26 protein-coding genes are annotated in these 24,872 nt (G+C 71.6%); 7 read left to right on the top strand and 19 right to left on the bottom strand.

Annotated features, from left to right (window positions below; translation table 11 throughout):
• Positions 1 to 83: 83 nt before the first annotated feature.
• Complete coding sequence (locus AQJ84_RS19790) at positions 84 to 1,937, top strand: membrane protein (protein ID WP_030042407.1); 1,854 nt, start codon at positions 84 to 86, stop codon at positions 1,935 to 1,937.
• A gap of 84 nt (positions 1,938 to 2,021) precedes the next feature.
• On the opposite strand, the gene AQJ84_RS19785 is transcribed toward AQJ84_RS19790, so the two are convergent.
• A complete protein-coding gene (locus tag AQJ84_RS19785; RefSeq protein ID WP_030042408.1) occupies positions 2,022 to 2,861 on the bottom strand; it encodes a hypothetical protein in 840 nt (279 codons plus the stop codon).
• Between the two features lie 106 nt (positions 2,862 to 2,967).
• Between AQJ84_RS19785 and AQJ84_RS19780 the strand changes: the two genes are divergently transcribed.
• Together AQJ84_RS19780 and AQJ84_RS19775 are read left to right on the top strand one after the other, a co-directional pair.
• Positions 2,968 to 3,753: an SDR family oxidoreductase gene (locus AQJ84_RS19780; RefSeq protein WP_030042409.1), complete on the top strand. Its 786-nt coding sequence runs from the start codon at positions 2,968 to 2,970 to the stop codon at positions 3,751 to 3,753.
• Between the two features lie 217 nt (positions 3,754 to 3,970).
• Positions 3,971 to 5,557 (top strand): sodium:solute symporter family protein, encoded by a 1,587-nt coding sequence (locus AQJ84_RS19775; RefSeq protein WP_030042410.1) that lies wholly within the window; start codon positions 3,971 to 3,973, stop codon positions 5,555 to 5,557.
• Positions 5,558 to 5,579: 22 nt separating this feature from the next.
• Here AQJ84_RS19775 and AQJ84_RS19770 read toward each other — a convergent pair whose 3' ends face one another.
• The gene (locus AQJ84_RS19770; protein ID WP_030042411.1) at positions 5,580 to 6,695 is read right to left on the bottom strand and encodes an ADP-ribosylglycohydrolase family protein; all 1,116 of its coding nucleotides are present in this window, start codon (positions 6,693 to 6,695) and stop codon (positions 5,580 to 5,582) included.
• 112 nt (positions 6,696 to 6,807) lie between these two features.
• Here AQJ84_RS19770 and AQJ84_RS19765 point away from each other — a divergent pair, with 112 nt between their 5' ends.
• On the top strand, positions 6,808 to 7,326 hold the full coding sequence (locus AQJ84_RS19765; protein ID WP_107082689.1) for a DUF2165 domain-containing protein: 519 nt from the start codon (positions 6,808 to 6,810) through the stop codon (positions 7,324 to 7,326).
• Between the two features lie 7 nt (positions 7,327 to 7,333).
• On the opposite strand, the gene AQJ84_RS19760 is transcribed toward AQJ84_RS19765, so the two are convergent.
• From AQJ84_RS19760 to AQJ84_RS19695, 14 genes are all read right to left on the bottom strand, one after another.
• Positions 7,334 to 7,513 carry a hypothetical protein gene (locus AQJ84_RS19760; protein ID WP_030042413.1) on the bottom strand — a complete coding sequence of 60 codons (180 nt, stop codon included), beginning with the start codon at positions 7,511 to 7,513 and terminating at the stop codon, positions 7,334 to 7,336.
• 54 nt (positions 7,514 to 7,567) lie between these two features.
• On the bottom strand, positions 7,568 to 8,137 hold the full coding sequence (locus tag AQJ84_RS19755) for a hypothetical protein (RefSeq protein WP_107082686.1): 570 nt from the start codon (positions 8,135 to 8,137) through the stop codon (positions 7,568 to 7,570).
• Positions 8,138 to 8,223: 86 nt separating this feature from the next.
• Positions 8,224 to 9,096: a DUF4231 domain-containing protein gene (locus AQJ84_RS19750; RefSeq protein WP_051870089.1), complete on the bottom strand. Its 873-nt coding sequence runs from the start codon at positions 9,094 to 9,096 to the stop codon at positions 8,224 to 8,226.
• Between the two features lie 89 nt (positions 9,097 to 9,185).
• Positions 9,186 to 11,771 carry a bifunctional FO biosynthesis protein CofGH gene (locus AQJ84_RS19745; protein WP_053191129.1) on the bottom strand — a complete coding sequence of 862 codons (2,586 nt, stop codon included), beginning with the start codon at positions 11,769 to 11,771 and terminating at the stop codon, positions 9,186 to 9,188.
• Positions 11,772 to 11,814: 43 nt separating this feature from the next.
• Positions 11,815 to 12,021: a hypothetical protein gene (locus AQJ84_RS19740; RefSeq protein WP_030042417.1), complete on the bottom strand. Its 207-nt coding sequence runs from the start codon at positions 12,019 to 12,021 to the stop codon at positions 11,815 to 11,817.
• Between the two features lie 37 nt (positions 12,022 to 12,058).
• Entirely contained in the window at positions 12,059 to 12,913 is an 855-nt protein-coding gene (locus AQJ84_RS19735; protein WP_053191128.1) for an LLM class F420-dependent oxidoreductase, read from the bottom strand.
• A 79-nt stretch (positions 12,914 to 12,992) separates the two neighbouring features.
• Positions 12,993 to 13,397, bottom strand: coding sequence for a hypothetical protein (locus AQJ84_RS19730; protein ID WP_053191126.1), 405 nt, complete (start codon positions 13,395 to 13,397; stop codon positions 12,993 to 12,995).
• Between the two features lie 31 nt (positions 13,398 to 13,428).
• Positions 13,429 to 13,926 carry a protease inhibitor I42 family protein gene (locus AQJ84_RS19725; RefSeq protein WP_030042418.1) on the bottom strand — a complete coding sequence of 166 codons (498 nt, stop codon included), beginning with the start codon at positions 13,924 to 13,926 and terminating at the stop codon, positions 13,429 to 13,431.
• A 3-nt stretch (positions 13,927 to 13,929) separates the two neighbouring features.
• A complete protein-coding gene (locus AQJ84_RS19720) occupies positions 13,930 to 15,495 on the bottom strand; it encodes a WXG100 family type VII secretion target (protein ID WP_030042419.1) in 1,566 nt (521 codons plus the stop codon).
• A gap of 10 nt (positions 15,496 to 15,505) precedes the next feature.
• Complete coding sequence (locus tag AQJ84_RS19715) at positions 15,506 to 15,916, bottom strand: type VII secretion target (RefSeq protein WP_107082685.1); 411 nt, start codon at positions 15,914 to 15,916, stop codon at positions 15,506 to 15,508.
• Positions 15,917 to 16,174: 258 nt separating this feature from the next.
• On the bottom strand, positions 16,175 to 16,711 hold the full coding sequence (locus tag AQJ84_RS42335) for a protease inhibitor I42 family protein (protein ID WP_053191124.1): 537 nt from the start codon (positions 16,709 to 16,711) through the stop codon (positions 16,175 to 16,177).
• Positions 16,711 to 18,318 (bottom strand): WXG100 family type VII secretion target, encoded by a 1,608-nt coding sequence (locus AQJ84_RS19705; protein ID WP_053191122.1) that lies wholly within the window; start codon positions 18,316 to 18,318, stop codon positions 16,711 to 16,713. Before AQJ84_RS19705 ends, AQJ84_RS42335 begins: the two co-directional genes overlap by 1 nt.
• Before the next feature lie 188 nt (positions 18,319 to 18,506).
• Positions 18,507 to 18,758, bottom strand: a complete 252-nt coding sequence (locus AQJ84_RS19700) for a hypothetical protein (protein ID WP_157874948.1) — start codon at positions 18,756 to 18,758, stop codon at positions 18,507 to 18,509.
• A complete protein-coding gene (locus AQJ84_RS19695; protein ID WP_030042422.1) occupies positions 18,755 to 19,195 on the bottom strand; it encodes an ATP-binding protein in 441 nt (146 codons plus the stop codon). Before AQJ84_RS19695 ends, AQJ84_RS19700 begins: the two co-directional genes overlap by 4 nt.
• 201 nt (positions 19,196 to 19,396) lie before the next feature.
• Between AQJ84_RS19695 and AQJ84_RS19690 the strand changes: the two genes are divergently transcribed.
• From AQJ84_RS19690 to AQJ84_RS19680, 3 genes are read left to right on the top strand one after another with little or no spacing between them, the layout of a single operon-like run.
• Positions 19,397 to 20,251: a helix-turn-helix domain-containing protein gene (locus AQJ84_RS19690; protein WP_030042423.1), complete on the top strand. Its 855-nt coding sequence runs from the start codon at positions 19,397 to 19,399 to the stop codon at positions 20,249 to 20,251.
• 10 nt (positions 20,252 to 20,261) lie between these two features.
• Positions 20,262 to 20,453 carry a DUF397 domain-containing protein gene (locus tag AQJ84_RS19685; RefSeq protein ID WP_030042424.1) on the top strand — a complete coding sequence of 64 codons (192 nt, stop codon included), beginning with the start codon at positions 20,262 to 20,264 and terminating at the stop codon, positions 20,451 to 20,453.
• An 11-nt stretch (positions 20,454 to 20,464) separates the two neighbouring features.
• Positions 20,465 to 20,875 carry a nitroreductase family deazaflavin-dependent oxidoreductase gene (locus tag AQJ84_RS19680; RefSeq protein ID WP_030042425.1) on the top strand — a complete coding sequence of 137 codons (411 nt, stop codon included), beginning with the start codon at positions 20,465 to 20,467 and terminating at the stop codon, positions 20,873 to 20,875.
• 47 nt (positions 20,876 to 20,922) lie between these two features.
• On the opposite strand, the gene AQJ84_RS19675 is transcribed toward AQJ84_RS19680, so the two are convergent.
• The 3 genes from AQJ84_RS19675 to AQJ84_RS19665 all read right to left on the bottom strand — a co-directional run bounded on the left by AQJ84_RS19675 (position 20,923) and on the right by AQJ84_RS19665 (position 24,802).
• Complete coding sequence (locus tag AQJ84_RS19675) at positions 20,923 to 21,432, bottom strand: NUDIX hydrolase (RefSeq protein ID WP_051870091.1); 510 nt, start codon at positions 21,430 to 21,432, stop codon at positions 20,923 to 20,925.
• Positions 21,433 to 21,590: 158 nt separating this feature from the next.
• On the bottom strand, positions 21,591 to 23,042 hold the full coding sequence (locus tag AQJ84_RS19670) for an aldehyde dehydrogenase family protein (RefSeq protein WP_053191116.1): 1,452 nt from the start codon (positions 23,040 to 23,042) through the stop codon (positions 21,591 to 21,593).
• Positions 23,039 to 24,802, bottom strand: coding sequence for an N-acyl-D-amino-acid deacylase family protein (locus AQJ84_RS19665; RefSeq protein ID WP_259294301.1), 1,764 nt, complete (start codon positions 24,800 to 24,802; stop codon positions 23,039 to 23,041). The genes AQJ84_RS19670 and AQJ84_RS19665 overlap by 4 nt, the downstream gene beginning before the upstream one ends.
• Positions 24,803 to 24,872 lie beyond the last annotated feature (70 nt).

The raw sequence follows: 24,872 nt of genomic DNA, 5'->3' as shown, positions 1-24,872 counted from the left end.
GTGCTAGCGTCACGAATCGGGGCAGGTCGCTCATGGGACGCGGCCGTAAACAGAAGACGGGACACCACGGGGAGTGCCTTCAGGTGGCCACAGCGGAGCCGACACGCGCCGACGACACCGATCCGGGCCCGGGTACCGGCCCGCGAATACGCGTGCCCGCACCGGATCCCGAGGATCCCGAGCACGGCCGTAGCACCGCCCGGGCCAGGGCCCGGACCGCCTTCCTCGCTCTGCGCGAGCGGTTGCTGCGGTACCCCGTCCTCTCCGTCACCGCCCTGTCGGGCGCGTTGCACATCGTCTGGTTCTTCACGTTCGCCAACAGTGGCGGCGACCTCGCGGCGCAGGACGCGTGGGCGGAGTTCGTCGGCCGGCATCCGGACTCTGCGTACAACCTGGCCTGGTACGGCGGGATGCACCCGGTGTCGTACAGCGTGGTGTCGCCGTATCTGATGTCGGTCCTCGGGGTCCGTACGACGATGATGATCGCCGGCACGGTCTCGGCCGGGCTGCTGACGATGGTCCTGATCCGCAGCCGGTCGGTGAGAAACCCGCTGTGGGCGGCGCTGGCGGGGGTGTTCGCGTTCCTGTGCAACGCGGCTTCGGGGCGGGTGACGTTCGGTCTCGGCACGGTGTTCGCCCTCGGCGCGGTCGCCGTCGTGTTCTGCTGGCCGTACCGCTGGCGCTACAAGCGGTGGGCGAAGGCGCTGTGCGCGGCCCCGCTGGCCGCCCTCGCGACGATGGCCTCGCCGGTGGCGGGCCTGTTCGTGGGGCTGGTGGCGGCGGCGCTGTTCCTGCAGAAGCGCCGGCCGGGCGCCTGGGCGCTGGGCATCGCCCCCACCGCGGTCGTCGCGGTGTCCGCCTGGCTCTTCCCTTTCTCCGGCACCCAGCCGATGAAGATCGGCTCGGTGATCCTGCCGCTGGCGTACGCCCTGCTCGTGTTCTTCCTGGTCCCACGCGACTGGAAGACGGTCCGGATCACCTCCGGCGTGTACGCCCTCGGGATCGTCCTGGTCTGGCTGGTCAACTCGCAGATCGGCTCCAACATCTCGCGGCTCGCGATGCTGTTCGCCGGGGTGGCGCTGGCGGCCGCGCTGCCGTTCGCGGTGCCGCGCACCCGCAAGTGGTATGCGATCGTGCTGGCCTTCGTCGGGTTCACGGCGTGGATCGGCTTCAAGTCGGTCGACGACGTCGTCCACACGACTCCGGCGGCGTCCTGGGCGCGTGAGCTGGCGCCGCTGGTCAACGAGCTCCAGAAGGTCGGCGCCGAGAAGGGCCGCGTGGAGGTCGTGCCGGCCGCCTCGCACCGCGAGGCCTCCGCCCTCGCCCCCTACGTCAATCTGGCCCGCGGCTGGAACCGCCAGGCCGACATGGAACGCAACCCGCTCTTCTACGACGACACCCTCAACTCGGCGAACTACCACGAGTGGCTCGCGCGCTGGGCCGTGCACTACGTCGTGCTGCCGAAGGACCAGCCGGACGGTGACGGCGGTGAGCGGGAGCGGGAGCTGGTCCAGCGGGGCATGCCGTATCTGCGGCAGATCTGGGGCGACGCCAACTGGCAGCTGTTCCGGGTGACCGACCCGACGCCGCTGGCCGAGCCGAACGCGGTCGTCGACCGGGCCGCGCAGGGCGAGATGACCATGCGCGTGAACAAGGCCGGCCGGATCCTCATCCGCATCCCCTACTCGCCGTGGCTGAGCATCGTCGACGCCGAGGGCAACAAGCTGAAGCCGCCGCAGGAGACGGAGGCCTCCAAAGAACGCGCCGAGGGGATGCCGAAGGCGTACGAGAACCTCAACGGGTGCCTGATGGAGACGGCGGAGGACGCGGACGGGGACAAGTGGACGATGCTGATCGCCCCACGGGCGGGGACGTATCGGCTGGCGGCGCCCTACACGGTGCCGCGGGGGACTCCGTGTCCCGATGAGCTGAAGTGACCGTGGGTCGGGGTGGGCCTCCCGGGCTCCGCCCCCGGACCCCCGGCCTGTACCCACCCGCGAAGGGGTGCCCTCGAGACACCCTCAGCGCAGCTGGTCCACGTACTTGTCCGTGCCCGGAACCGTCGGCACGAAGGGCGCCAGCAGTTCCACCCTCCCCAACCCCGACTCCCCCACCGCCTCCTCCAGCCCCGTGAAGTACTCCTCCCAGCACTCCCTCGGATCCGCCTCCAGGAACCACAGCAGCGTCAGCCGGGTGTCGACGCCCTCGACCTGCTTGACGTAGGTCATGCGGTCGCCGGGCAGCGGGGTCGGGCGGAAGATGGTGACCAGGGCGGCCGGTGAGCCGGCCACGCGCTTCGGGAGATGGCGGGAGAGCAGCCACTCCAGCAGTTCCGTGCGCTGCTCGGCAGAGTCGGCGTCGAGGACTTCCAGGACCAGGCCGGCGTAGGGGTGGTCGAGGGCGTGGAAGTCCCTCGGCCCCGCCGCTCCGTCGCGGTACACGGTCGCCTCGTGGTCCTGGAACGCCGTGAAGACGTGGGTGCGGTCCCGGTAGACGCGGCCGTCGCGGTTGAGGCGCTTGTTGATGGCGACGGTCCAGCGCATGTGGTCGTCGTAGCGGCCGTCGGTGATCCAGTACGTGGAGAGGTAGCAGCCGGCGCCAACCGGCTGGGCGATCGCCGACTTCTCGGGGCGGCGCAGGAGTTGGAGGTCGCGGGTGGCCACCCAGCGGCGCCCGGAGTACATCCAGGGCATGGCCATCGCTCCCGCGACGAAGTGATCGTCCTCGTACCAGCGGTTGTAGGCGTACTCGTGGCCCGGGTGCGGTTCGACCATGGTGATCAGCGCGTGGCCGGGGCGGACTCCGTACGGTCCTACGGCGGCCAGTTCGGCGTACGTCTCGCTGCGGGTGTCCTCGGACATGGGTGCTTTCCCTCCGTCTGCCCTTCCGTCCTCCTGCGGTCGCCCATACTCTGACGCCCCGTCAGGTAATCCGCCAGAGGCGGGAGCCGCGAAGGGGAGGCCATCGATGTCACTGCTCTCGGGCAAGACCGTCGTCGTGTCGGGAGTCGGCGCCGGGCTCGGGCACCAGGTCGCGGCGGCCGTCGTGCGGGACGGCGGGAACGCGGTGCTGGGGGCGCGGACGGAGGCCAACCTCGCCAAGAGCGCGGCCGAGATCGATCCGGACGGGGCGCACACGGCGTACCGGGCCACGGACATCACGGACGAGGCGCGGTGCGAGGCGCTGGCCCGGCTGGGGCTGGAGCGTTTCGGGCGGATCGACGCGGTGATACAGGTGGCGGCCTGGGACGGCTACTTCGGCGGGCTGGAGGACGCCGACTTCACGAGCTGGCAGTCGGTGATCGACGTGAACCTGCTGGGGTCGCTGCGGATGACGCGGGCGTGTCTGCCGGCGCTGAAGTCGTGCGGGGGCTCGGTGGTGTTCATCGGTACGCAGTCGTCGGTGGCGGCTCCGTCGCAGGTGCGGCAGGCCGCCTACGCGGCGTCGAAGGGGGCGCTGACCAGCGCGATGTACTCGCTGGCCCGGGAGCTGGGGCCGTACCGCATCCGCGTCAACACGGTGCTGCCGGGCTGGATGTGGGGCCCGCCGGTACAGGCGTACGTGCGGTTCACGGCGCAGTCGGAAGGGGTGACCGAGGCGGAGGTGCTGGAGCGGCTGAGCGGCCGGATGGCCCTGCCCGAGCTGGCCTCGGACGCGGACGTGGCGGATGCGGCGGTGTTCCTGGCCTCGGACCGGGCGCGGGCGATCACGGGGCAGTCGTTGCTGGTCAACGCGGGGGAACTGATGCGCTGAGGTTCCCTTTCGGTCACCTTGCGGAGTTCATGAACGTGAACGGAGGTCAGCTCACCGAACTTCTTTGCCGCCTCTTGACCTTCCGCTTGCTTGTCGTGCCCGCGTCGACCCAACCACGATGAGCGGGCACTTCGCGGCCTGTGTCGCCCCTACCCCGCTCGGGCGAAGTGCCAACCAGCTGGGCGGAGTTCACAAGGCGGACCCTGGAAGGGGGCACATGAACAGTCTCGACTGGGCCGTGCTCATCGGCTACTTCGGCGTGATGGTCGCGATCGGCGTCTGGTCGCACAAGCGGGTGGACAACGTCAGCGACTTCTTCACGGCCGGCGGCAAGATGCCGTGGTGGCTGTCCGGCATCTCCCACCACATGTCGGGCTACAGCGCGGTGATGTTCACCGGCTACGCGGGCATCGCCTACACCTACGGCGTGACGTCCTTCGTGACCTGGTCGTTCCCGATCGCGCTCGGCATCGCCATCGGCGCGACACTGTTCGCCCCGCGCATCAACCGGCTGCGGTCACGGCTGCACGTCGCCTCGCCGCTGGAGTACCTGAAGAACCGGTACGACCTGAAGACCCAGCAGGCGCTCGCCTGGTCCGGCATGCTGCTGAAGATCGTGGACGTGGGCGCCAAGTGGGCCGCGATCGCCACACTGTTGTCGGTCTTCACCGGGATCTCGCTGAACCAGGGCATCCTCATCACCGGCTGCATCACTGCGGTCTACTGCACGATCGGCGGCCTGTGGGCGGACGCGCTGACCGAACTCGGCCAGTTCGTCATCCAACTCCTCGCCGGTGTCGCCATGTTCGTCGCGGTGATCATGGAGCTCGGCGACAGGGGCATCGGGTTCCTCGACGCCTGGGACCAGCCGGCCCTGCAGGGTCACGACAAGCCGCTGGTCGCCGACTACGGCGCGGTGTTCCTGCTGGCCTTCCTCTTCATCAAGCTGTTCGAGTACAACGGCGGCATGCTCAACCAGGCCCAGCGCTACATGGCCACGGCCACTCCGCGGGAGGCCACGCGGTCGGCACGGCTGTCGGCGGTGCTCTGGCTGGTCTGGCCGCTGGTCCTCTTCTACCCCATGTGGATGTCGCCGCTGCTGGTGGACGCGCAGAAGCCGGACGGCTCCGACTCGTACGGCCTGATGACCGAACAGCTCCTGCCGCACGGCCTGTTGGGCCTGGTGATCGTCGGGTTCTTCTCGCACACCATGGCCATGTGCTCGTCGGACGCGAACGCCATCGCCGCCGTCTTCACCCGGGACTGCGCGCCGGTGCTCTCGGCCCGGGCGCGGGCCTGGAGCCAGCGCACCGGCCTGATCGCCGCCCGTATCGCGACGGTCGTCTTCCTGGGCCTGTCCATGGCGGCGGCCACCCAGGTCAACTCCCCCACCTTCAAGGACATCATCACGGTCGTGATCAAGTGGGTGGCCGGCCTGATGGGCCCGATGGCGATCCCGATGATGCTCGGTCTGCTGCGCCCGTTCCGCCGCTCCGGGCCGACGGCCGCGCTCACCAGCTGGTCCATGGGTCTGCTCGCGTTCTGGCTGGTCAACTACCCGATCAACTGGAACGTCGAGGGTGGCGTCCCGCTGCAGTACCAGGTGTCGATCCCGCTGGCCGTGTCGCTGGTCCTGTACATCCTCATCGGCTTCGTGAAGCCGGAGGACACCCCCGAGCGGCTGGCGATCATCGAGAAGATCAACACGGATGACGACGACGGCGCGGCCGCGGCGATCCCGACGCCCGCGGGAGCCGTCGAGGACGCGGTGGTCACCCGGGTGAAGGACCGGGGCAGGTCCTAGCCCCCCGGGGGAGTCGGACCCTCTAGCCCCGCGGATACCGGGCCAGCCACCCGGGCGAGGCGCCCGCGGGGCCGTGCAGGGCCGGGCCCTGGGTCATCTCCATCGCGAAGTCGTCCGCCAGTTCCAGCAGCGTGGGACGGCCCTCCAGTTCGGCCAGCCAGGCCGGCGGGAGGGCCGTTTCGCCGTGCAGGGCGCCCAGGAGGCCGCCGGTCAGGGCGCCGGCGGCGGCGGAGGGGCCGTCGTGGTTGACCGAGAGGCACAGGCCGTGCCGTACGTCCTCCCCCACCAGCGCGCAGTACACGGCGGCCGACAGCAGCCCCTCGGCGGTGCCGTCCCCGAGGAGCTCCGCCACCCGCGCCGGGGTGGGCATCCCCTGCCGCACGGCACCCAGCGCGTGCTGGAGGCCGTCCGACACCGGCTGGTGCCCGGGCCGGGCGGCGAGCAGGGCGAGGGCCCGCTGCACGGCGGCGTCGAGGCTCTCGCTGCGGGCGAGCGAGTGCACGATCACGGCGTACGCGCCGGCCGACAGGTAGGCGGCGGGGTGGCCGTGGCTCTGTGCCGCGCACTCCACGGCGAGCTGGACGACCAGCTGCGGCTCCCAGCCCACCAGCAGCCCGAAGGGCGCGGAACGGGCGGCGGCCTCCGGCCCGGCGTCACCGGGGTTCTTGGGCGCGTCCAGCGTGCCCATCGTCTCGTCCCCGAACCCGAGCAGGAGGGACCGGGTGGGGTCCCGTCGCGCGTACAGCCACTCCTCCCGCGCGAGCCACCCGTCCTCCTTGCGCCGCTCGTCCGGTCCCCAGTCGCGCTGGGTGGCCGCCCAGCGCAGATAGGCCTTGTGCAGGTCGGTCGGCGGATGCCAGGCGCCGGTGTCGCGGCGTACCTGTGCGCGTATCAGGCCGTCCACGCTGAACAGGGTGAGCTGGGTGAGATGACTGACCGCGCCTCGCCGTCCGTGGCCGAAGCCGAGATCGACCAGGCCCTCGGCTCCGTAGGTCTCCCGGATCTCGGCCAGGGTGAGCCCGTCCACGGGCGCCCCCAGGGCGTCGCCCACGGCCACGCCCAGCAGGGTGCCGCGCACTCTGCCCCGGAAGTCCTGCTGCTCGGCCCGCCCCCAGACGGCCCCGGCTGTCGCACCCACCAAGACCTCCCTGTGGCACCGCCCATACGTACGACAGTGCAGCACTGTAATCGAACGCGAACCTGGCTCAATACGTACCGAGGGGCCGGGCCGTGCGGGAAAAATGGCCGCCATGGCCACAACAACCTCACGCAGCGTGCTCTCCCTCGCCGCCACCCTGCTCACCGGCACCGTCGCCCTCTACATGGCGCTGGTCGCGTTCGGGAACATCACCGACTTCGGCACCAACCAGCAGTTCGTGCAGCACGTGCTCGCGATGGACACCACGTTCAAGGACGACGACCTGATGTGGCGAGCCGTCACAAGCAAGGGACTCCAGGACGCGGCGTACGTCGCGATCATCGTCTGGGAGACGGTCGCCGCGCTCGTCCTGGTGTACGGGACCTGGCTGTGGGCGCGGGGGGACCGCGCGGGCGCCCGGCGCTTCTCGACGTACGGCCTGCTCATGGTGATGCTGCTGTTCGGCGCCGGGTTCATCGCGATCGGCGGAGAGTGGTTCGCGATGTGGCAGTCCGGGGACTGGAACGGGCTGGACGCGGCGACGCGGGCGTTCCTGTTCAGCGGGGTGGTACTGATCGTCAACCACCTGCCCACGGGCGACGGCGCTCCGGCCGCCGGTTCCGGCCGGTAGCGCGCTGTCAGTCGCCCTGGCCCGATCCGCGGCCGCCGCGTCCCGACCGGCCGACCAGCTCGCCCGCCAGCAGGGTCGCCCTCGCCACGCCACGCGCCCAGCGGGGGCCGCCCCGCTGGGCCCACACGACGCACACGCAGCCTCCCACGACGAGGACGAGGAGAGCGGACAAGGCGACGACGAGCATGGTTTCTCCCTGGCCGGGCTTGGGGCCGGCGCACCCGTGAGCGGTACCGGACGGCTACTTGACGACCGTCACCGTCGTGCCGGTCGACCCGAACGTCCACAGGGCCGAACCGTCCGCCTTGCCCATCCGGATGCCACTGGTGCGGACGTCCGAGGCGGGCGGGGGCGACGAGCCGTCCACCGCGTTCGAGAAGGCGATCGACAGGCCGGACTTGGCGGCGAAGTACATGATGTGCTCGATCTGGACGCCGTCGGAGCCGGTCGTGGCCTCCGTGCGCTGGGAGATCGTGTAGCTGCCGGGGTCCGGGCTCACCGTGCCCGGCCACACCGCGAACGTACGGCGGGACGCGTCGCTCGCGTCGACCAGCCAGACCCGCTTCTGACCGAGGGAGTAGACGACGCGCCGCCCGGTGCCCGAGCCGTCCGGGACGGCGGCCGGGGCCTTGGACGCGGTGGGCCGGGGCTCGGCCCCCGTCGACGCCGACGCGCTCGGCCGGGTGGCTGTGGCGACGGGGTGCGGCCCCTTGTCCGCCTGTACGGCCAGGACGGCGACCGCGACGATCCCGCCCGCCGTCAGGCCGCTCACCCAGACCCACGTGGGAAGCCGACGGGCAGGCACGGACACGCATCTCCTCAGCTACGGGACCCCGCACATCGGGGCCCGATCATCGTACTGCGACCCCGCCTGCCCCGGACCCCACAGCCCCCACGTCACCCAGCCCCTCGCGACGCCCTCCACATCGTGTGCTCGCGGCTGATCGCCTCCTCCGCGTCCGCGACCTCCTGGGCCCAGCTCGCGGGGGTGGTGTGGCTCAGACGGTCGTGGATGATGCTCAGTTCGGTGGCGGCGAAGGTGTAGGCGCGGCCCAGGGTCTCGTACTGCCGGACCGCGAACCAGGCCGAGCCGGCGCCGAGGACGGCCGCGAGGACCCCGGCGAGGTCGAAGTCCAGGACCCCGGTGAGCCGCAGGACCGCGGCGGTGAGCCCGAGGCCCTCCACGGCGATGAGGATCAGCCGCCAGCGCCGCGCCCGTACGACGTTGGCCTGGGCCTTCGCGGTGTACCACCGCAGCTGGTTCTCGACGCGCTGTTCCACGTACGCCTTCTTGCGGGCGTCGAAGTCCTGGGCGCGCAGGCCGTTCATGGCGTCCGTGACGGCGGCCGACCCCATCGGCGCGAGGCTGGTGGCGGGGGCCTCCCGCAGCAGGTCCCGCAGGCGTTCCAGGAAGCGGAGCTGTGCCTCTGCCTCCGGCAGGTCGGCCGGGAAGGGGGCGCCGCCCACCGCGTAGCGCCAGGCGAGGGTCTTGGTGGACTCGGCCAGCGCCCGGCCGTCGTACCAGGCCTCCTCCGGCCGCTCCGCCAGCAGCCAGAACTCCACCAGGATCGTGGCGACGAAGACCGCGACCAGGGCGAGGAAGGCCGCCCGGTGGTTCAGGACCCCGCACACCGCGGCGGCCACCGCGAGCACCAGCCGCCACTTCGTGCCCCGGATGTAGCGCCGCTGGCCGGTCAGCGACGCCGTGTCCGATGAGCGGAACACCACCGGTAGTTCGTCGTCCCGCAGCCCGCCCGTCGTACCGCTCACCCTCGTACCCCTCGTCCCGGCTCAAGGTCCTCGACGGGGTCTTTCTACCTCCTGACGGGCGCTCAGGTCGACCGCGGGTCGATCAGGGATCAGTCCAACACCGGCAGCAGGTCCGGCAGATGACCGTCCGACGCCGCTGCCGCCCGCTGCCGTTCCGCGGGGACCTCGCCGTACAGGGTGGTGCGCGGCCTGGCCGGGCGGCCCGCCGCCTCCGCTACCGCGATCAGGTCCTTGACGGACTTGTAGGAGCCGTAGGAGGAGCCCGCCATGCGGGAGATGGTCTCCTCCATGAGGGTGCCGCCGAGGTCGTTGGCCCCGGAGCGGAGCATCTCGGCCGCGCCCTCGGTGCCCAGCTTCACCCAGCTGGTCTGGATGTTGGGGATGTGCGGGTGCAGCAGGAGACGGGCCATCGCCGTCACCGCCCGGTTGTCCCGCATGGTGGGGCCGGGGCGGGCGATGCCCGCCAGGTACACCGGCGCGTTCGTGTGGATGAAGGGGAGGGTGACGAACTCGGTGAACCCGCCCGTGCGTTGCTGGATCCCGGCCAGTGTCCTCAGGTGCCCCAGCCAGTGCCGGGGCTGGTCGACATGGCCGTACATCATCGTCGAGGAGGAGCGGATGCCCAGCTCGTGGGCGGTGGTGACGACCTCGGTCCAGGTCGCCGTCGGCAGCTTGCCCTTGGTCAGGATCCAGCGGACCTCGTCGTCGAGGATCTCCGCGGCCGTGCCGGGTATCGAGTCCAGGCCGGCCTCCTTCGCCGCCGTGAGCCACTCGCGGATCGAAAGGCCCGTCCTGGTCGCGCCGTTCACGACCTCCATCGGCGAGAAGGCGTGCACGTGCATGCCGGGGACGCGGGACTTCACCGCCTTCGCGATGTCGAAGTACGCCGTGCCGGGCAGGTCGGGGTGGATGCCGCCCTGCATGCAGACCTCCACCGCGCCCACGTCCCAGGCCTGTTGGGCCCGGTCGGCCACCTGGTCGAGGGAGAGGGTGTAGGCGTCGGCGTCGGTGCGGCGCTGGGCGAAGGCGCAGAAGCGGCAGCCGGTGTAGCAGACGTTGGTGAAGTTGATGTTCCGCGTGACGATGTAGGTGACGTCGTCGCCGACGGCCGACCTGCGGACGTCGTCGGCGACACGGGTCAGCGCGTCCAGCGCGGGGCCGTCCGCGTGCAGCAGCGCCAGCGCCTCCTCGTCGGTCAGCCGCGTCGGGTCGTCGGCCGCCGTCGCCAGCGCCTGGCGTACGTCGGTGTCGATGCGCTCCGGTGCCATGCCGGGGGCGGCCGCCTCGCGCAGGGCGCCCCAGTCGCCGTAGACCTCGTCGAAGTCGTCACGGCGGTCGGACGTGCGGCCCTCGGAGTCGATGGTGCGGTGCAGGTCGGTGCGGCCGGACGCCTCGAAGACCTCCTCCGGCTCCTGCCACGGGCGGCCCTCGACCACGGCGTCGGGGAGCGCGAGCCCCGTCTCGGGGTCGGCGAGCGCGGCCACGTGCGGACGCAGCCGGGGGTCCAGCCAGGGCTCGCCGCGCCGGACGAACTCCGGGTACACGCAGAGGCGTTCGCGCAGCTCGAACCCGGCCGCCGCGGACTTCTCGGCGAGCTCCTCGATCTGCGGCCAGGGGCGCTCGGGGTTGACGTGGTCGATCGTCAGCGGCGAGACCCCGCCCCAGTCGTCGATCCCCGCGCGGATGAGCCGCTCGTACTCGCTGTCGACGAGGTTGGGCGGCGCCTGGATGCAGCCGCCGGGGCCCATGATGTGCCGGGCGACGGCGACCGTGGCGACGAGTTCGTCGAGTTCCGCGTCCGGCATGCCGCGCATCGCGGTGTCCGGCTTGGCACGGAAGTTCTGGATGATCAGTTCCTGGACGCCGTGGTAGGACCGGGACACCCGACGGAGTGCGAAGAGGGACTCGGCGCGCTCCTCGTACGTCTCGCCGATCCCGATCAGGATCCCGGACGTGAAGGGGACGGAGGAGCGGCCGGCGTCCTCGAGGACGCGCAGGCGGACCGCCGGCTCCTTGTCCGGGGAGCCGTGGTGCGGGCCGCCGGGCTCCGACCACAGGCGGGTCGCGGTGGTCTCCAGCATCATGCCCATGGACGGGGCGACCGGCTTCAGCCGCTGGAAGTCGGTCCAGGTCAGCACGCCCGGGTTGAGGTGGGGCAGCAGGCCCGTCTCCTCCAGGATGCGGATGGAGAGGGCGCGGACGTAGGCGACGGTGTCGTCGTAGCCGTGTGCGTCGAGCCACTCGCGGGCCTCGGGCCAGCGGTCCTCGGGCTTGTCGCCGAGGGTGATGAGGGCTTCCTTGCAGCCGAGGGCGGCGCCCTTGCGGGCCACGTCGAGCACCTCGTCGGGGGACATGAACATCCCGTGCCCGGCGCGGCGCAGCTTGCCGGGGACGGTGACGAAGGTGCAGTAGTGGCACTTGTCCCGGCACAGCCGGGTGACGGGGATGAAGACGCTCTTCGAGTAGGTGATGACGCCGGGGCGGCCCGCCGCCTCCAGGCCCGCGTCCCGCACCCGGGCCGCGGACGCGGAGAGGTCGTCGAGGGCCTCGCCGCGGGCCTGGAGCAGCACCGCGGCCTCGGAGGGGTCGAGGGCCACGCCGTCCCGGGCGCGTTTGAGGGCGCGACGCATGGAGTTCTCGGTGGGGCCGGTCCCGGAGGTCGCGGAAGTCGTCATCCTTCGAGCATACGATCGCGCTGATCAGCTGGGCCGGGCCCCGTCAGTGGAAAGCCAGCCACCCGATGCCCAGGGCGGACACGAGACCGCTGAGGACCACGGCGAGAGGCCTGTTGCGCTGCAGGGTGAACCAGAGCAGCAGGGCGGTCACCAGTACGGCAAGCGTGCCGATCGCGCCGCGCAACAGGCCTTGGCTGTAGCCGAATTCGGCGAAATGCCGCCCGAGCCACACTAACCAGGCGATCCTCATGACGCTTACTGCTCCCCCGTGCGCTCCGACCGAGTTGTCAGGTCCCTGGAAGATATCCCGTCAGCCCGTCCAGTGCCTTCAGCACCTCCGCCTCCCCCGCCGGCGGCAACTGCACCACGGCCTCCTCGATGCCGAGGTCGGCGTAGTGCGCGAGCTTGCCGGGGGTCGGGTGGACGGCGTAGGGGACGACCTGGAGGGCGTCCGGGTCGCGGCCCGCATCGGCCCACTCGGCACGCAGCCGGGGCATGGCCTCGCCGAGGCCGCGCCCGCCGATGGGCAGCCACCCGTCGGCGTACTCGCAGATGTGCGCGAACAGCTTCGGGCCGGCCGCCCCGCCGACGAGGGTGCGCGGGCCGGCGACCGGGCCGCGCGGCTTCTGGACGGGCTTGGGGTGCGCGAAGCTGGCCCGGACGCTGTCGAACCGTCCCTCGTGGGCCGTCGGCTCCTCGCTCCACAGGGCCCGCATCAGCGCCATCCGGTCGCGGACGAGCTCGCGCCGGGTGCGCCACTCGACGCCGTGGTCGGCGGCCTCCTCGACGTTCCAGCCGAAGCCGAGGCCGAGCGTGAAGCGGCCGCCGGAGAGGTGGTCGAGGGTCGCGACCTGCTTGGCGAGATCGATCGGGTCGTGCTGGGCCACGAGCGTGATGCCGGTGCCGAGGCCGAGCCGGTCGGTCACGGCGGCCGCCTGGCCGAGCGCGACGAACGGGTCGAGGGTCCGGCCGTACTCGGGGGGCAGCTCGCCGCCGGCCGGGTACGGGGTGGTGCGCTCGACGGGGATGTGCGTGTGCTCGGGCAGGTACAGCCCGGCGAACCCGCGCTGCTCCAGCTCACGGGCGAGCCGGGTCGGGGTGATCGTCTCGTCGGTGAGGAAGACCGTCACGGAGATACGCATGGGTCATCTGTACCGGCTCGGCGCGCGGCTGTCCATACCGACCGGTCGGCATATGTGCGGGGGCAACTTTTCCCGCGGCTCAGGTTCCTTCGCTCGTCCGGGTGCGGGCGGCTCGGCGCAGGCCGATCAGTTCGGCCACCGCGTCCAGCCAGCGGGCGGCTCGGGTCTCGGTGTTCGGGTCGGTGGCGACCTGGGCGGCGGCGCGCAGCCAGTCGCGCAGGTGGGCGGCGGCCTCCTCGGAGGGCAGCGGCTCGGGGAGCTCCGCCGCGTAGGCGAGGCCGCCGGCGCGGACGATCTCGGCGACGTAGGCCACCGAACGCGGCACCACGCCGAGCCGGTCGAGGGTGACGGCGGCGGCCACGGCGCCGTCTCCGAACAGGGCGGTGTGGAAGGCGTCCTGGGTCAGGCCGTAGCGCAGGAGGACGGCCACGTCGGTGCCGGCGAGGACCTCGTCGTCGGTGCGGGTGGCGGGGGTGGCGGGCATGGGGCCTCGGTTCCGGATGCGGGCGGCGGGGTCAGCGGACGGTGATCTCGTACAGGTAGTACTCCACACGGTCGTCCGGCGCGCCGGTGCCGGTGGCCGTGGGCACGGGACCCGGGACGGGCGCGGCCGAGGAGGCGGGCGAGGCGGTGGCCTCGGCGGCGCTGTGGCAGAACCCGTTCGGGCAGTACAGCAGCTTCACCGTGGCCTTGCCCGCCCCCGTCGCCTCGAAGTCGAAGTACTGGGTGTCGTCGTCGCCGCTCGTGCCCTTGACGCCGCCCTCGTCGTCCTCCTGCCCGCCGCTGTACTTCACGACGTCCGCGTCCGGCCGCGGATCGGCCAGATACCAGTTCTGCCCCATCGCGGGGTCGGCCGGAACGGAGAGCGTGAACTCGTCGCCCGCGTCGACGGTGACGGTGCGTTCCTGGACGCCGTAGGCGTCGCCGTCCCCGCCGGTCAGGCCGCAGCCGGTCAGGGCGAGGGGGAGAAGGGCCGCTACGGCCAGTCGGCGGACGGCTGTTGGTGTGCGCACGGGTCAGTCCTGCTCGATGTAGACGCTCTGGAGGTTGTTGAAGCGGTCGTCGCTGGCCGCGCTGAGGTCGCCCCGGATGAACTCGTCCTCGCTGACCCAGGTGGTGGTGCCCCAGGGGTTGTAGACCTGCAGCATGCCACCCTCCTGTCCGACGATCATCAGGCCGTGACCGACGCGGTCGCCGTTCTCGTCCTCACCCTCGACGTTGATGGGGACGGGCTTGCCCTCGGCGACGGACTTCTCGATGTCGGTCAGGACGTCCCGTCGGTCGTCGTCGCTGTTCATGTCGTGCGCCTCGTAGCTGTCGCCGGTGTGCGGGCTGAGCTCCTTGTTGGAGATCTCGACCTGCCCGTCGTCGTCCATCCCGGCCGGCTGCCGGTCCCAGAACCAGCCCTCGTTGGAGCCGCCGCCCTCCTCGTGCATCCGCAGCTGCTCGTCGGTGAGCCGCTCGCGGAAGGCCTCCGGGTCGTCCTCCTGGCCGCTGGGCCCGCCGGTGAGCTCCAGGGCGTAGACGGGGTCGACCATGGCGCGCGCGGTGACCGTGGACGACGGCACGCAGGTGGCGCCGTCCTGGTCCCAGAGCTTGTCGCCGAAGGTCTGCTGCTCCTGGCCCGTCTCGGAGTTGGTGGAGACCGGCGCCAGGTGCTCGCGCAGCCACTCCTCGTCCTTGCCGTGGATCTTCCCGCCGAAGTCCGAGACCTCGTCCACGGAGTAGCCCGCGGCGAGGGCCTTCATCAGGTAGGCCTTCTCCTGCGGGGTGGCCGCCTCGGCCAGCAGCTTCTCCACGCGGGCCCGCTCGGCGGGCGACATGCGCTCCATCGCCTGCCCCGAGCGCTCCAGGTCGTTGGCGCTGAGGATCTCGTTCAGCTCGGGGTCGCCGCCGACGTTGCTGGTGTCGGCGAGCATGAGGCGGTCCACCGCGGACAGTTCGTCCGTCTGCATCTTCCCGGCCCGCGCCTCGGCCGCCCACTTGTTGAGGTCACGGGCGGCGGCCCGGGCCGCGTCGTCGGCGGCGACCGCCGCCTTGTGCATGAGCTCGACGCCCTGGGAGGCCCAGACGCGGGCGTTCATGCGGTCCCACTCCTCCTCGTCGTCCTCCCACATGTCGTCGAAGAAGCCGTCCCGGCTGCCGCCGCCGACCTCCTGCTTCGCGTCGTTCAGTTTCGCCCGGCCGTCACTGTCCTGCTTCTGCGCGTTCTCGACCGCGTCGGCCAGGACGAGCAGCGCCCTGGCGCCGCCCTGGAACGCCTCCGCCATCTCCAGCACGGCCTTCGACGCCGCGCTCACCGCGTCCTGCGCGAGCACGCTCGTGTCGCCGAGCCAGACGTCCGGCAGGCCCCGGCGGCCCACCCGGTCGACCCGCTCGTACAGGGCGCTCACCTCGTCGAGCTGGTCGCGGTACCGCTTGCTCAGCGTCTCCAGGGTGGCGGGGTCGCCCTCGGGCGCGGGCACCCCGAGTGCCTCGTCGATCATGTCGAGGAGGTCGTTCTTGCTCTCCGCCTTGGGGATGTTCTCGCACAGCCCCGTCAACTTGGCGCGGCGGTCGGTCGTGGACTGCGACTGCGTCACCGAGCGGACCTCAGTACCCCGTCAGGGCCGAGGGGCGCTCGGCGAAGGCGGGCATGGTGCTGACGTGGGCGTCGGCGCGGGCCGGGCCCGTGGTCAGGGAGCCGTCGCCGGTCCGCACGCTCCTGACGCTGGTCTCGACGAGACCGTCGCTGCCGGTGTACGCGCCCTTGGAGAGGCGGATCTTGTCGGCGAGCTCGTGCAGCGCGTCCTCGATCGTGCGGGCCTCCGCCGACCAGGCGGCGGCGTAGGCGTTGAACGCCGCACCCGAGTCGGGGCCGCCGAGCGTGTCCTGCGTGTAGCAGGCCGCGGGTTCGACGGCCTTGCGGATCTTGCCCGCGTCGTCGCCCGCCCCGTCCAGCTCGGTCGCCTGTCCGGTCAGTCCGCTCTTCTGCACAGAGAAGTCCGGCGCAGCAGCCGTCATCGTCCGTCCCCCGTTGTCCGCACTGCCCCCGTCGTCAACGCGACCGCCGACGAAGGGCGTTGTGGATGATCACATCGGCGGGAGGCTAACACGCGTGCCGGCCCGCCTCACCCTCCGGTCACACGCCCCGCACGCGGCTCCCACACCATCCCCGCGCATCTGTCCCGCGCGGGCAGTTTCGCCGTCCCGCAGCCCGCGGTGAGGGCGGCCGGCAGGGCGGCCGCCGCGCGCACGCCTCGCGGCGGCCGGTCGGACGGCTCACCGGACGGTGACCTGGAAGACGTAGAAGGCGGCCGCGGCACCGGGGGTGCCGGTGGCGGTGGGGAACGGGGAGGGGGACGCGGTGTCGTCGGGGCCGCCGCAGGTGTTCATCGGGCACCACAGCAGCCGTACCGTGGCCGTGCCCTCGGCGAGCGCGGTGAAGTCGAAGGACTGGGTGCCGCCGGTGGCGCCGTCGGCCTGGCTGTCCGCGTAGTCCTTGCGCTTGCCGCGGTACTTCAGGACGCCCGCGGCCGGCTCGGGATCGGTGAGGTACCAGTCCTGGCCGAGACCCGGGTCGGCCGGGAGGGTGAGGGCGAACTCCTCCCCCGGCGCCACGGTGACGGCCCGGTCCCGCGGACCGTACACGGTGCCGGGCGCGGAGGATTCGGTGGCGGTGGGCCCGGGGGTGGTGGCTCCGGTGGCGGCCGACCCGGTGGTGGCCGGCTCGACGGACGTGCCTGCGGAACCGCCGCAGCCGGTGAGGGCGAGCAGGGCGGCCGAGCCGGCGAACAGGGCGCGCGTCTTCATGGTCATCAGTCCCGGGGTAGGTGCACGGCGTAGGCGTTGGGCAGGTCGTTGTCACTGGCCTTCGCCATGCCGCCGTTGACGAAGTCGTCCTCGCTGACCCAGGTGGTGGTGCCCCAGGGGTTGTAGATCTGGAGCATGTCGCCCTCCTGGGCGACGATCATCATCGCGTGGCCCGACCGCTTGTCGTTCTCGTCGAACCCCTCGACGCCGATGGGCACCGGCTTGCCCTCCGCCACCGCCTTCTCGATCTCCGGCAGGGCGTCGCGCCGCGCCTCGGCGGTGGGGACCCGCTGGAGCTCGTAGGAGCTGCCGGTGTCCGGGCTGACCTCCTTGTTGAGGACCTCCGTCTTGCCGGTGAGGTCCATGCTGTTCCAGTTGGCGCCGCCGTCGCCCTCCAGGTGCACCCGGTGCTGCTCCTCCACCAGACGCTGCCGGAACGCGTCGGGGTCGTCCTCCTGGCCGCTGGGCCCACCGGTGAGGTCGAGGGCGTAGAGCGGGTCGACGAGGGCGCGCGCGGCGACGGTGGAGGAGGCCACGCAGGTGCCCTCCGAGCCGTCGCCGCCCTGGCTCCAGCCCTGGGAGTAGAAGCTCTGGTCGTCGGTGTTGACGTTGGCGCCGTTGTACTGCGTCCCCTGGTCGTCCATGCTGTCGGCCGCGGTGGTGATCGGCGCCAGGTGCTCGCGCAGCCAGTCCGGGTCCTTGCCGTGGATCTTGCCGGCGAAGGTCTCGACCTCGTCCACGCCGTGCCCGGCGGCGAGGCCCTTCATCAGGTACGCCTTCTCCTGCGGGGACTTCGCGTCCGCCAGCAGCTTCTCCATACGGGCGCGTTCGGCGGGCGGCAGGTCCTCCAGGGCCCGGCCGGAGCGCTCCAGTTCGTTCGCGGTGAGGATCTCGTTCAGCTCGGGGTCGCCGCCGGCGTTGCTGGTGTCCGCCAGCATCAGCCGGTCCACCGCGGTCAGCTCGTCGGTGTTCAGCTTCCCCGCACGGGCCTCCGCGGCCCACTTGTTGAGGTCCTGGGCGGCCGCGCCGCCGGCGTCGTGGGCGGCGACGGCGGCCTTGTGCATCAGGTCGACACCGTCGGCGGCGACGAGGCGGGCCGCCGCCAGCTCCTGCTTCTCCTCGTCGGTCTCGATCAGCTTGTCCATGAAGCCGTCCCGGCCGCCCAGTTGCCCTCTGGCGTGGTTCAGCCTGCCGCGGCCGTCGGCGTCCTGCTTCTGGGCATCCCCAATCGCGTCGGCCAGCGTGAGCAGCGCCCTGGCACCGCCCTGGAAGGCCTCCGCCATCTCCGTCACCGCACGCGAGGCGCCGCCCACCGCGTCCGACGCCCGCACGCTCGTGTCCCCGACCCAGACCTCCGACAGTCCCTTGCGGGCCACCCGGTCGACCCGTTTGAACAGGTCACCGATGTCGTCGAGCTGATCGCGGTACGTCTTCGCCAGCGTCTCCAGCGTCGCCGGCTCGCCCGCCGGCGGGGCCACCGCGAGCGCCCGGTCGATCAGGTCCAGCAGCTCGTTCTTGCTGCCGGCCTTCCGCATGCTCTGCCCCAGCAGGGCCAGCCACTTACGGCGATCCGTCAGGACGTCCGGAAGCCACATGGACCCGGTCATCGCCATCCCCCGTTCCCCCGGCCCCGTCCCCGTCCCCGCGCGAGGCATCGAACATGATCACGACCGCGTGACGCTAGCACGGGCCGGAGGTACGAACGCCGGCGGATCACACGCCGCACACAGGGCTTCTACGGCATCCCCCAGGCGGGCGGGACGGTCAGGCGCTGTCGAGTTGGGAAGCGGGGGAAACCCGTTCACGTGCCGACGCCTGCGGTGTGCGCCTCTTCGATGGCCGCCGTGATCTCGGGCGAGCTCCTGATCAGGACGCGATGCCGACAGGCCCGGACCACGGCCGCGGCGCCCTCGAAGTCGTGGGTCGGGGAGGCTCCTACGGCGGCTGCCACTTCCTCCTCGAAGCGTTCCCGGTCGCCCGGAAAGCCGTAGCGGCTGAGCACCCTGCGCAGGTCGTCCACGGTTCGGATCTCGGGCAGGTCGGCCCGGCTCACCACTTCGTCACTCCGTTCCCGCACTCGGCCCACAGCAGCTTGCCGCCCTTCGACGCGCCCAGCTCGCGGAGCACCGAGGCGCCCCACGCGTCCGCGCAGGAACGGACGAGGTGCAGGCCCCTGCCGTCCTCCGCGTCGAGCGACGGCAGGGGGCCGTCCCGGTCCGAGAAGCCGGGCGGGACACGCGGGTCCGTGTCCCATACGGCGACCCGCAGCCGGCCGGGCTCCGCCGAGCGGACGCGGAGGGCATACGGGCCCTTGGTGTGGCGGTGGGAGTTGGCCAGCAGCTCCGCCGCCAGCAGCTCCGCGGTGGGGGCCAGCTCGGGCATCCCGTGGGCCGCCAGCATCAGGCGGAGGGCTCCGCGTGCGACGCCGGGTGCGCGTGGATCGTGCGGAAGATGCAGGGTGTAGTTCCAGGACGGGGATACGGTGGCCATGGGAAGTCTCCGGTCGCCGAGGGGAGTTGGACAGGTGCCTGGTGTCGATGCCGTGGCGTCCCACGGTGCGCTTCCAGGTGGGGCGCCTGGGAACGACGATAGAGGGTGCGCAAAGAAGCTTTGCGAGCTTTCGAAGGATCTCGGCGCTTTCTCCCTCGTGTGGGTGACACAACCGCTGGGCGCCCGGTAGGAGGAAGTGTCATGACCCCCAGGCCCACCCCAACCGCCCGGCGCATCCGGCTCGCGACTGAGCTGCGCAAACTCCGCGAGCGGGCCGGTCTGACCTCGACTGAGGCCGCTCGACTGCTCGGCACGAGTTCAGGTCAACTCAGCAATGTGGAGTCGGCCAGGTTCGGAGTGAGTCCGGACCGCGTCCGGGCGATGGCCAACGTCTACTCGTGCACGAACCAGCCCTACATCGACGCCCTCGTCGACATGGCCGGCGAGAAGGTCCGCGGCTGGTGGTGGGATGCGTACCGCGAAGTACTGCCGTCCGGCCTGCTCACCCTCGCCGAGCTGGAGCAGCACGCGACGGCCATCCGTACCGCTTTCACCGCGCACATCCCCGGCATGCTCCAGACCACCGAGCACGCGCGGGAGATCTTCAGCCACGCGATCCCAGCGCCCACCCCGCCGGAGGTGGAGCACCGCGTCTCGCACCGCATCAAGCGCCAGGACGTGGTGTTCCGTGAGAACCCGAACCCGTACAGCACCGTCATCCACGAGGCGGCCCTGCACATGCGGGTCGGCGGCCGACGGGTGGCCCGTGAGCAGCTTCAGCATCTGGTCGACATGAGCGAACGGGACCACATCACCCTTCGGGTACTCCCCTTCGACGTCGGCGCGTTCCCGGGGTCGGGTCAGTCCATCAACTACCTGTGCGGCCCCGTACCGGAGTTGGACACCGTGCAACTGGACCAGTTCCACGGTCCCCTACTCCTCGATGCCGAGGCTCACCTGGAGAAGTACCGGCGCCTTCTGGACGTCGTCGAAGACGCGGCCCTCGGCCCGGAGAAGACCCGGGACCTGATCCGTTCCATCGCCCAGAACCTGTGAAGGAGCCGACATGCCCACTCCCGTCTGGCAGAAGTCGTCCTACTGCCAGGAAGGCGAGGCGTGCGTCCACATATCCACCGCCGCCTCCCCCACCACCCTCCGCCTCATCGAAAGCGCGGACCCCGCCCAAACAGTCCTCTCCACCACCCCCGCCGCCTTCGGCGCCCTGCTCGACCTGCTGAAGACACCGGACGGAACCTGAACCGGAGCCCCATGTCCCACCGAGCCGACCGGAAGTACCGGGCCGTCACAGCCATCCAGCGCCGTATCAACCCGGTGTTGCGCCGCCTGCCCACCCAGCCCGTGCTGGAGACCACCGGCCGCACCTCCGGGCTGCCCCGCCGGACCCCGGTGGGCGGTCGCCGGGTGGGGGACTCCTTCTGGCTGGTCTCCGAGTTCGGCGAGCGGTCGCAGTACGTGCGCAACATCAAGGCCGATCCCCGGGTACGGGTACGCATCCGGGGCCGCTGGCACGAGGGCACCGCCCACCTGCTGCCCGACGACGACCCGGTCGCCCGCCTGCGCGGCCTGCCCCGTCTCAACAGCGTGGGGGTGTGGGTGATGGGGTCGGGACTGCTGACAGTTCGGGTGGATTTCCACACCGCCGACGCGCCTGAGACGTAAGCCCCTGGCGGCTGACGCGCCGGATCTGGCGGTCCGGGGCGGATCCCTCAGTGCTGGATCAGGCCGCCGACCGGGACAGGAGCGACGTGGCCGGTTGGCGGAACCGTCTGCGCCAGGGCGAGGCCGGTGTCGACCAGCGATGATCGGCGGAGGCAAGCGACCTCGGGGATCGGAGTCCAGACCGACTCGACGGTTTCGCCGTTCGGCTCAGGCCGGAGCTGGCCGCCAGTGATACGGACTTGGTAGAAGATGCCGACATTCTGGTGCTCGATTCCCGCACGCGCGACGGCCGCGGGGATCACCCTGGAGTCCACGCCCAGCAGGCGCTCGACCACCGCGGAGCAGCCGGTCTCCTCAGCAACCTCCCGGATCACCGTGTCGAACGGATCCTCCGCGTGCTCGACCCTGCCGCCCGGAAGAGTCCAGTTGTCCGACGCGTGATGGGCGAGCAGCACCCGCCCGTCCTCGATGCACACGGCGTAGGCCGCCAACCGGAAGCTTCTCCTCTTCAACTCGTCTGGGACCGCTTCGGCTCCACCGTCCGTCTCTTGGCTCATCGGATCATCTTGGCCCACTTCAACTCAGCGCTCGCAACCGAAATGGGTTCCGGCTCACTTTCCGTGGACCACGCACGCTGAGTGACGGCTGTCGGGCCAGTGGGCCATGGGGAAGTTGCCCGAAATCGACCCGTACCGGGTGCGGTGCGGCTCACAACTCAGCCCGGCCACACGATCGCCTGCACCTCGCTGTACGCGTGCAGGGCGTACGACCCGACGTCCCGGCCGACCCCGCTGCTCTTGAACCCGCCGAACGGGGCCTCCATGTTGCGGCCGACGGTGTTCACGCCCACGCCGCCCGCGCGCAGCCGCCGGGCGACCCGGAAGGCCCGTGCCACGTCCTTCGACCAGACGTAGTCGATGAGGCCGTAGTCGGTGTCGTTGGCGAGGGCGACGCCCTCGTCCTCGTCGTCGAAGGGGATGACGGACACCACGGGGCCGAAGATCTCCTCACGGGCCACCCGCATGTCGTTGGTGCAGTCGGCGAGGAGGGTCGGCGTGACGTAGAAGCCCCGGTCGAGCAGGGGGCGTTCGCCGCCCGTCACCGCCACCGCTCCCTCCTTGCGGCCGAGTTCGACGTACGACTCCACCCGGTCCCGGTGGGCCGCCGAGATCACCGGCCCCACGACCGTGTCCGGTTCCCTCGGATCGCCGACCTGCAACCGGCCTGCGTAGGACGCCAGTTGCGCGACCAATCGGTCGTACACGCCTCGCTGCGCAAGGACCCGGGTCGGCGCGGTGCAGATCTGTCCGCTGTAGAAGGAGAACGTGGTCCCGATGCCGGCCACGGCCGAGCCGAGGTCCGCGTCGTCGAAGACGATCGCCGCGCCCTTGCCGCCCAGCTCCATCAGCTGGCGTTTCATGCCGCGGCCGCAGACCTCGGCGATGCGCCGGCCGACCGCCGTCGAGCCGGTGAAGCTGACCATGTCGACGTCCGGTGACTCCACGGCCGCCTCGCCGACCTCCACCGAGCGGCCGGAGACGACGTTCACGACCCCGCGGGGCACCCCGGCCGCCTCCAGCGCCTCCGCCATCCGGTAGACGGAGAGCGGGTCCTGCGGGGCGGGTTTCACCACCACCGTGTTGCCCATGGCGAGGGCGGGGGCGACCTTGCCGGCCGCGTTCGCCCACGGGTTGTTGTACGACGTGACGCAGGTGACGACCCCGACGGGCTGGCGTACGGCCAGCGCGCCCATCACCGCCGCCCGCCCCATCGGTCCCGCCTCGTTGATCTGCGGCGGGACCGGCCACTCGGCGGGCTCCACGCGGGCGTACCGGCGGAAGCGGGCCGCGGCCACCCCCACCTGCATGCCCCGCGCGGTACCCGTCGTCGCGCCCGTCTCCGCCCGGGCCAGCTCGGCGTACGGCTCCAGGTGACCGCCGATGGTCCCGGCGGCCCGCGCCAGGATCGCCGCCCGCTCCTCCGGCGCCGTACGCGACCACGGCCCGAAGGCCTCGCGGGCCGCGGCACAGGCCGCGCGCACCTGATCCCGCGAGGCCTCCGGCGCCAGGCCGACGGTCGCCTCGGTCGCCGGGTCGACGACCTCGTAGTGACCGCCGTCCGGTTCGATCCACTCGCCGCCGACGAACAGCCGCTGCCCCTCGCTCACCTGGTCGCCACCGTCCGGGTGTCCCGCCCCGAGCGCAGCACCTTCCCCGGTACCGCCCCGCTCACCACGTCGTCCCGGATCGCCTCGACGCCGTTGACCCACACGGCCCGTATCCCGAGGGCCTTGGAGTCCAGCCGGGGGCTGTCACCCGGCAGGTCGTGCACCAGGGTGGCCGTGCCCGCGGCGATCCGCTCCGGGTCGAAGAGGACGAGGTCGGCATGGAAGCCCTCCCGGATCCGGCCGCGTTCGCGGAGCCCGAACAGCCGCGCCGGGTCGTCCGTCAGCATCTTCACGGCCTGTTCCAGACTCGCCAGCCGCCGCCCGCGCAGACAGTCCCCGATGAAGCGGGTGGTGTACGGCGCCCCGCACATCCGGTCCAGATGCGCCCCGGCGTCCGACCCGCCCAGCAGGACGTCCTCGTGCTGCCAGGTCTCGGCGCGCAGGGCCCAGGACGCCGGGTCGTTGTCGGTGGGCATGGGCCACAGGACGGTCCGCAGGCCGTCGGCCGCGCAGATCTCCACGAGGCACTGGAAGGGGTCCTGTCCACGTTCCGCCGCGATGTCCTCGACCACCCGTCCGCTCAGGCCCCGGTTCGCCTCGCTGTACGTGTCGCCGATGACGTACCGCCCGAAGTTCGCCAGCCGGCGGAAGACGCCCGCCTCCTTGGACACGGCCCGCTCCAGCATCCCGGCCCGTACGTCCGGGTCGCGCAGCCTCTCGATCCGCTCCGGGACGGGCAGGCCGAGGATCGGGCCCCATCCGGGGATGAGGTTCAGGGCGCAGAAGGTGCCCAGGGACATGTTCATCGGCGTGAGGATCGGCATGGTCAGCGCCACCACCCGGCCGCCCGCCTTCCGGGCCCGCTCGCTCGCCAGGAGCTGCCGGGGCACCCGCTCGGGGACGGCCGAGTCGATCGTGAGGACGTTCCAGTTCAGCGGGCGGCCGGCCGCCGCGCTCATCTCCACGAACAGGTCGATCTCCGCGTCGCTGAACTGGTCCAGGCAGCCCGCGACGATCGCCTCGATCTGCGTGCCCTCGTGCTCGCCGACCGCTCGGGACAGGGCCAGCAGCTCGGCGGGCAGGGCGTGCCGGGAGGCGACCGGTTCGCCGTCGCCGTCGGAGTGGGTGGACGACTGGGTGGTGGACAGACCCCAGGCGCCGGCCTCCATGGCCTCGTGCAGCAGCCGCAGCATCTCGTCGAGCTGTTCGGCGCTCGGCTGCCCGCCCACCGCGTCCGGCCCCATCACGTACCGTCGCAGCGCGCAATGTCCCACCATGAAGCCCGCGTTGACGGCGATCCGCCCCTCCAGCGCGTCCAGGTACTCCCCGAAGCCGTGCCAGCTCCAGGGCGCCCCCTCCTCCAGCGCGACCAGGGACATGCCCTCGACCTTGGACATCATCCGGCGGGTGTAGTCGGCGTCCTGGGGGCGCGCCGGGTTCAGCGGCGCGAGCGTGAACCCGCAGTTGCCGGCGGCGACCGTGGTCACCCCGTGGTTGAGGGACGGCGTCGCGTACGGGTCCCAGAACAGCTGGGCGTCGTAGTGGGTGTGCGGGTCGACGAACCCGGGCGCGAGGACGAGCCCGTGCGCGTCCTCGCTGGTGCGGGCTTCCTCGGTGGATTTCCCGACGGTCGCGACACGGCCGTCCCGTATCCCGACGTCGGCGGTGAACGCGGGGGCGCCCGTCCCGTCGACGACGGTCGCGCCTTTGATCAGGTGGTCGAGCATGACGTCGTCTGCCTCCTCCGACTCCGGTGCGATGCATGCCGCAAAGGGGCGCGGGGAACTGCGCGACCAGCCACGAACCACCCGCGGCCGCGAACGGCCCGCA

It is taken from the genome of Streptomyces resistomycificus (genome assembly GCF_001514265.1).
Classification (GTDB): Bacteria; Actinomycetota; Actinomycetes; order Streptomycetales; family Streptomycetaceae; genus Streptomyces; species Streptomyces resistomycificus.
The sequence above is the reverse complement of the archived record's forward strand: the minus strand, read 5'-3'. Positions and strand labels throughout refer to the sequence as shown.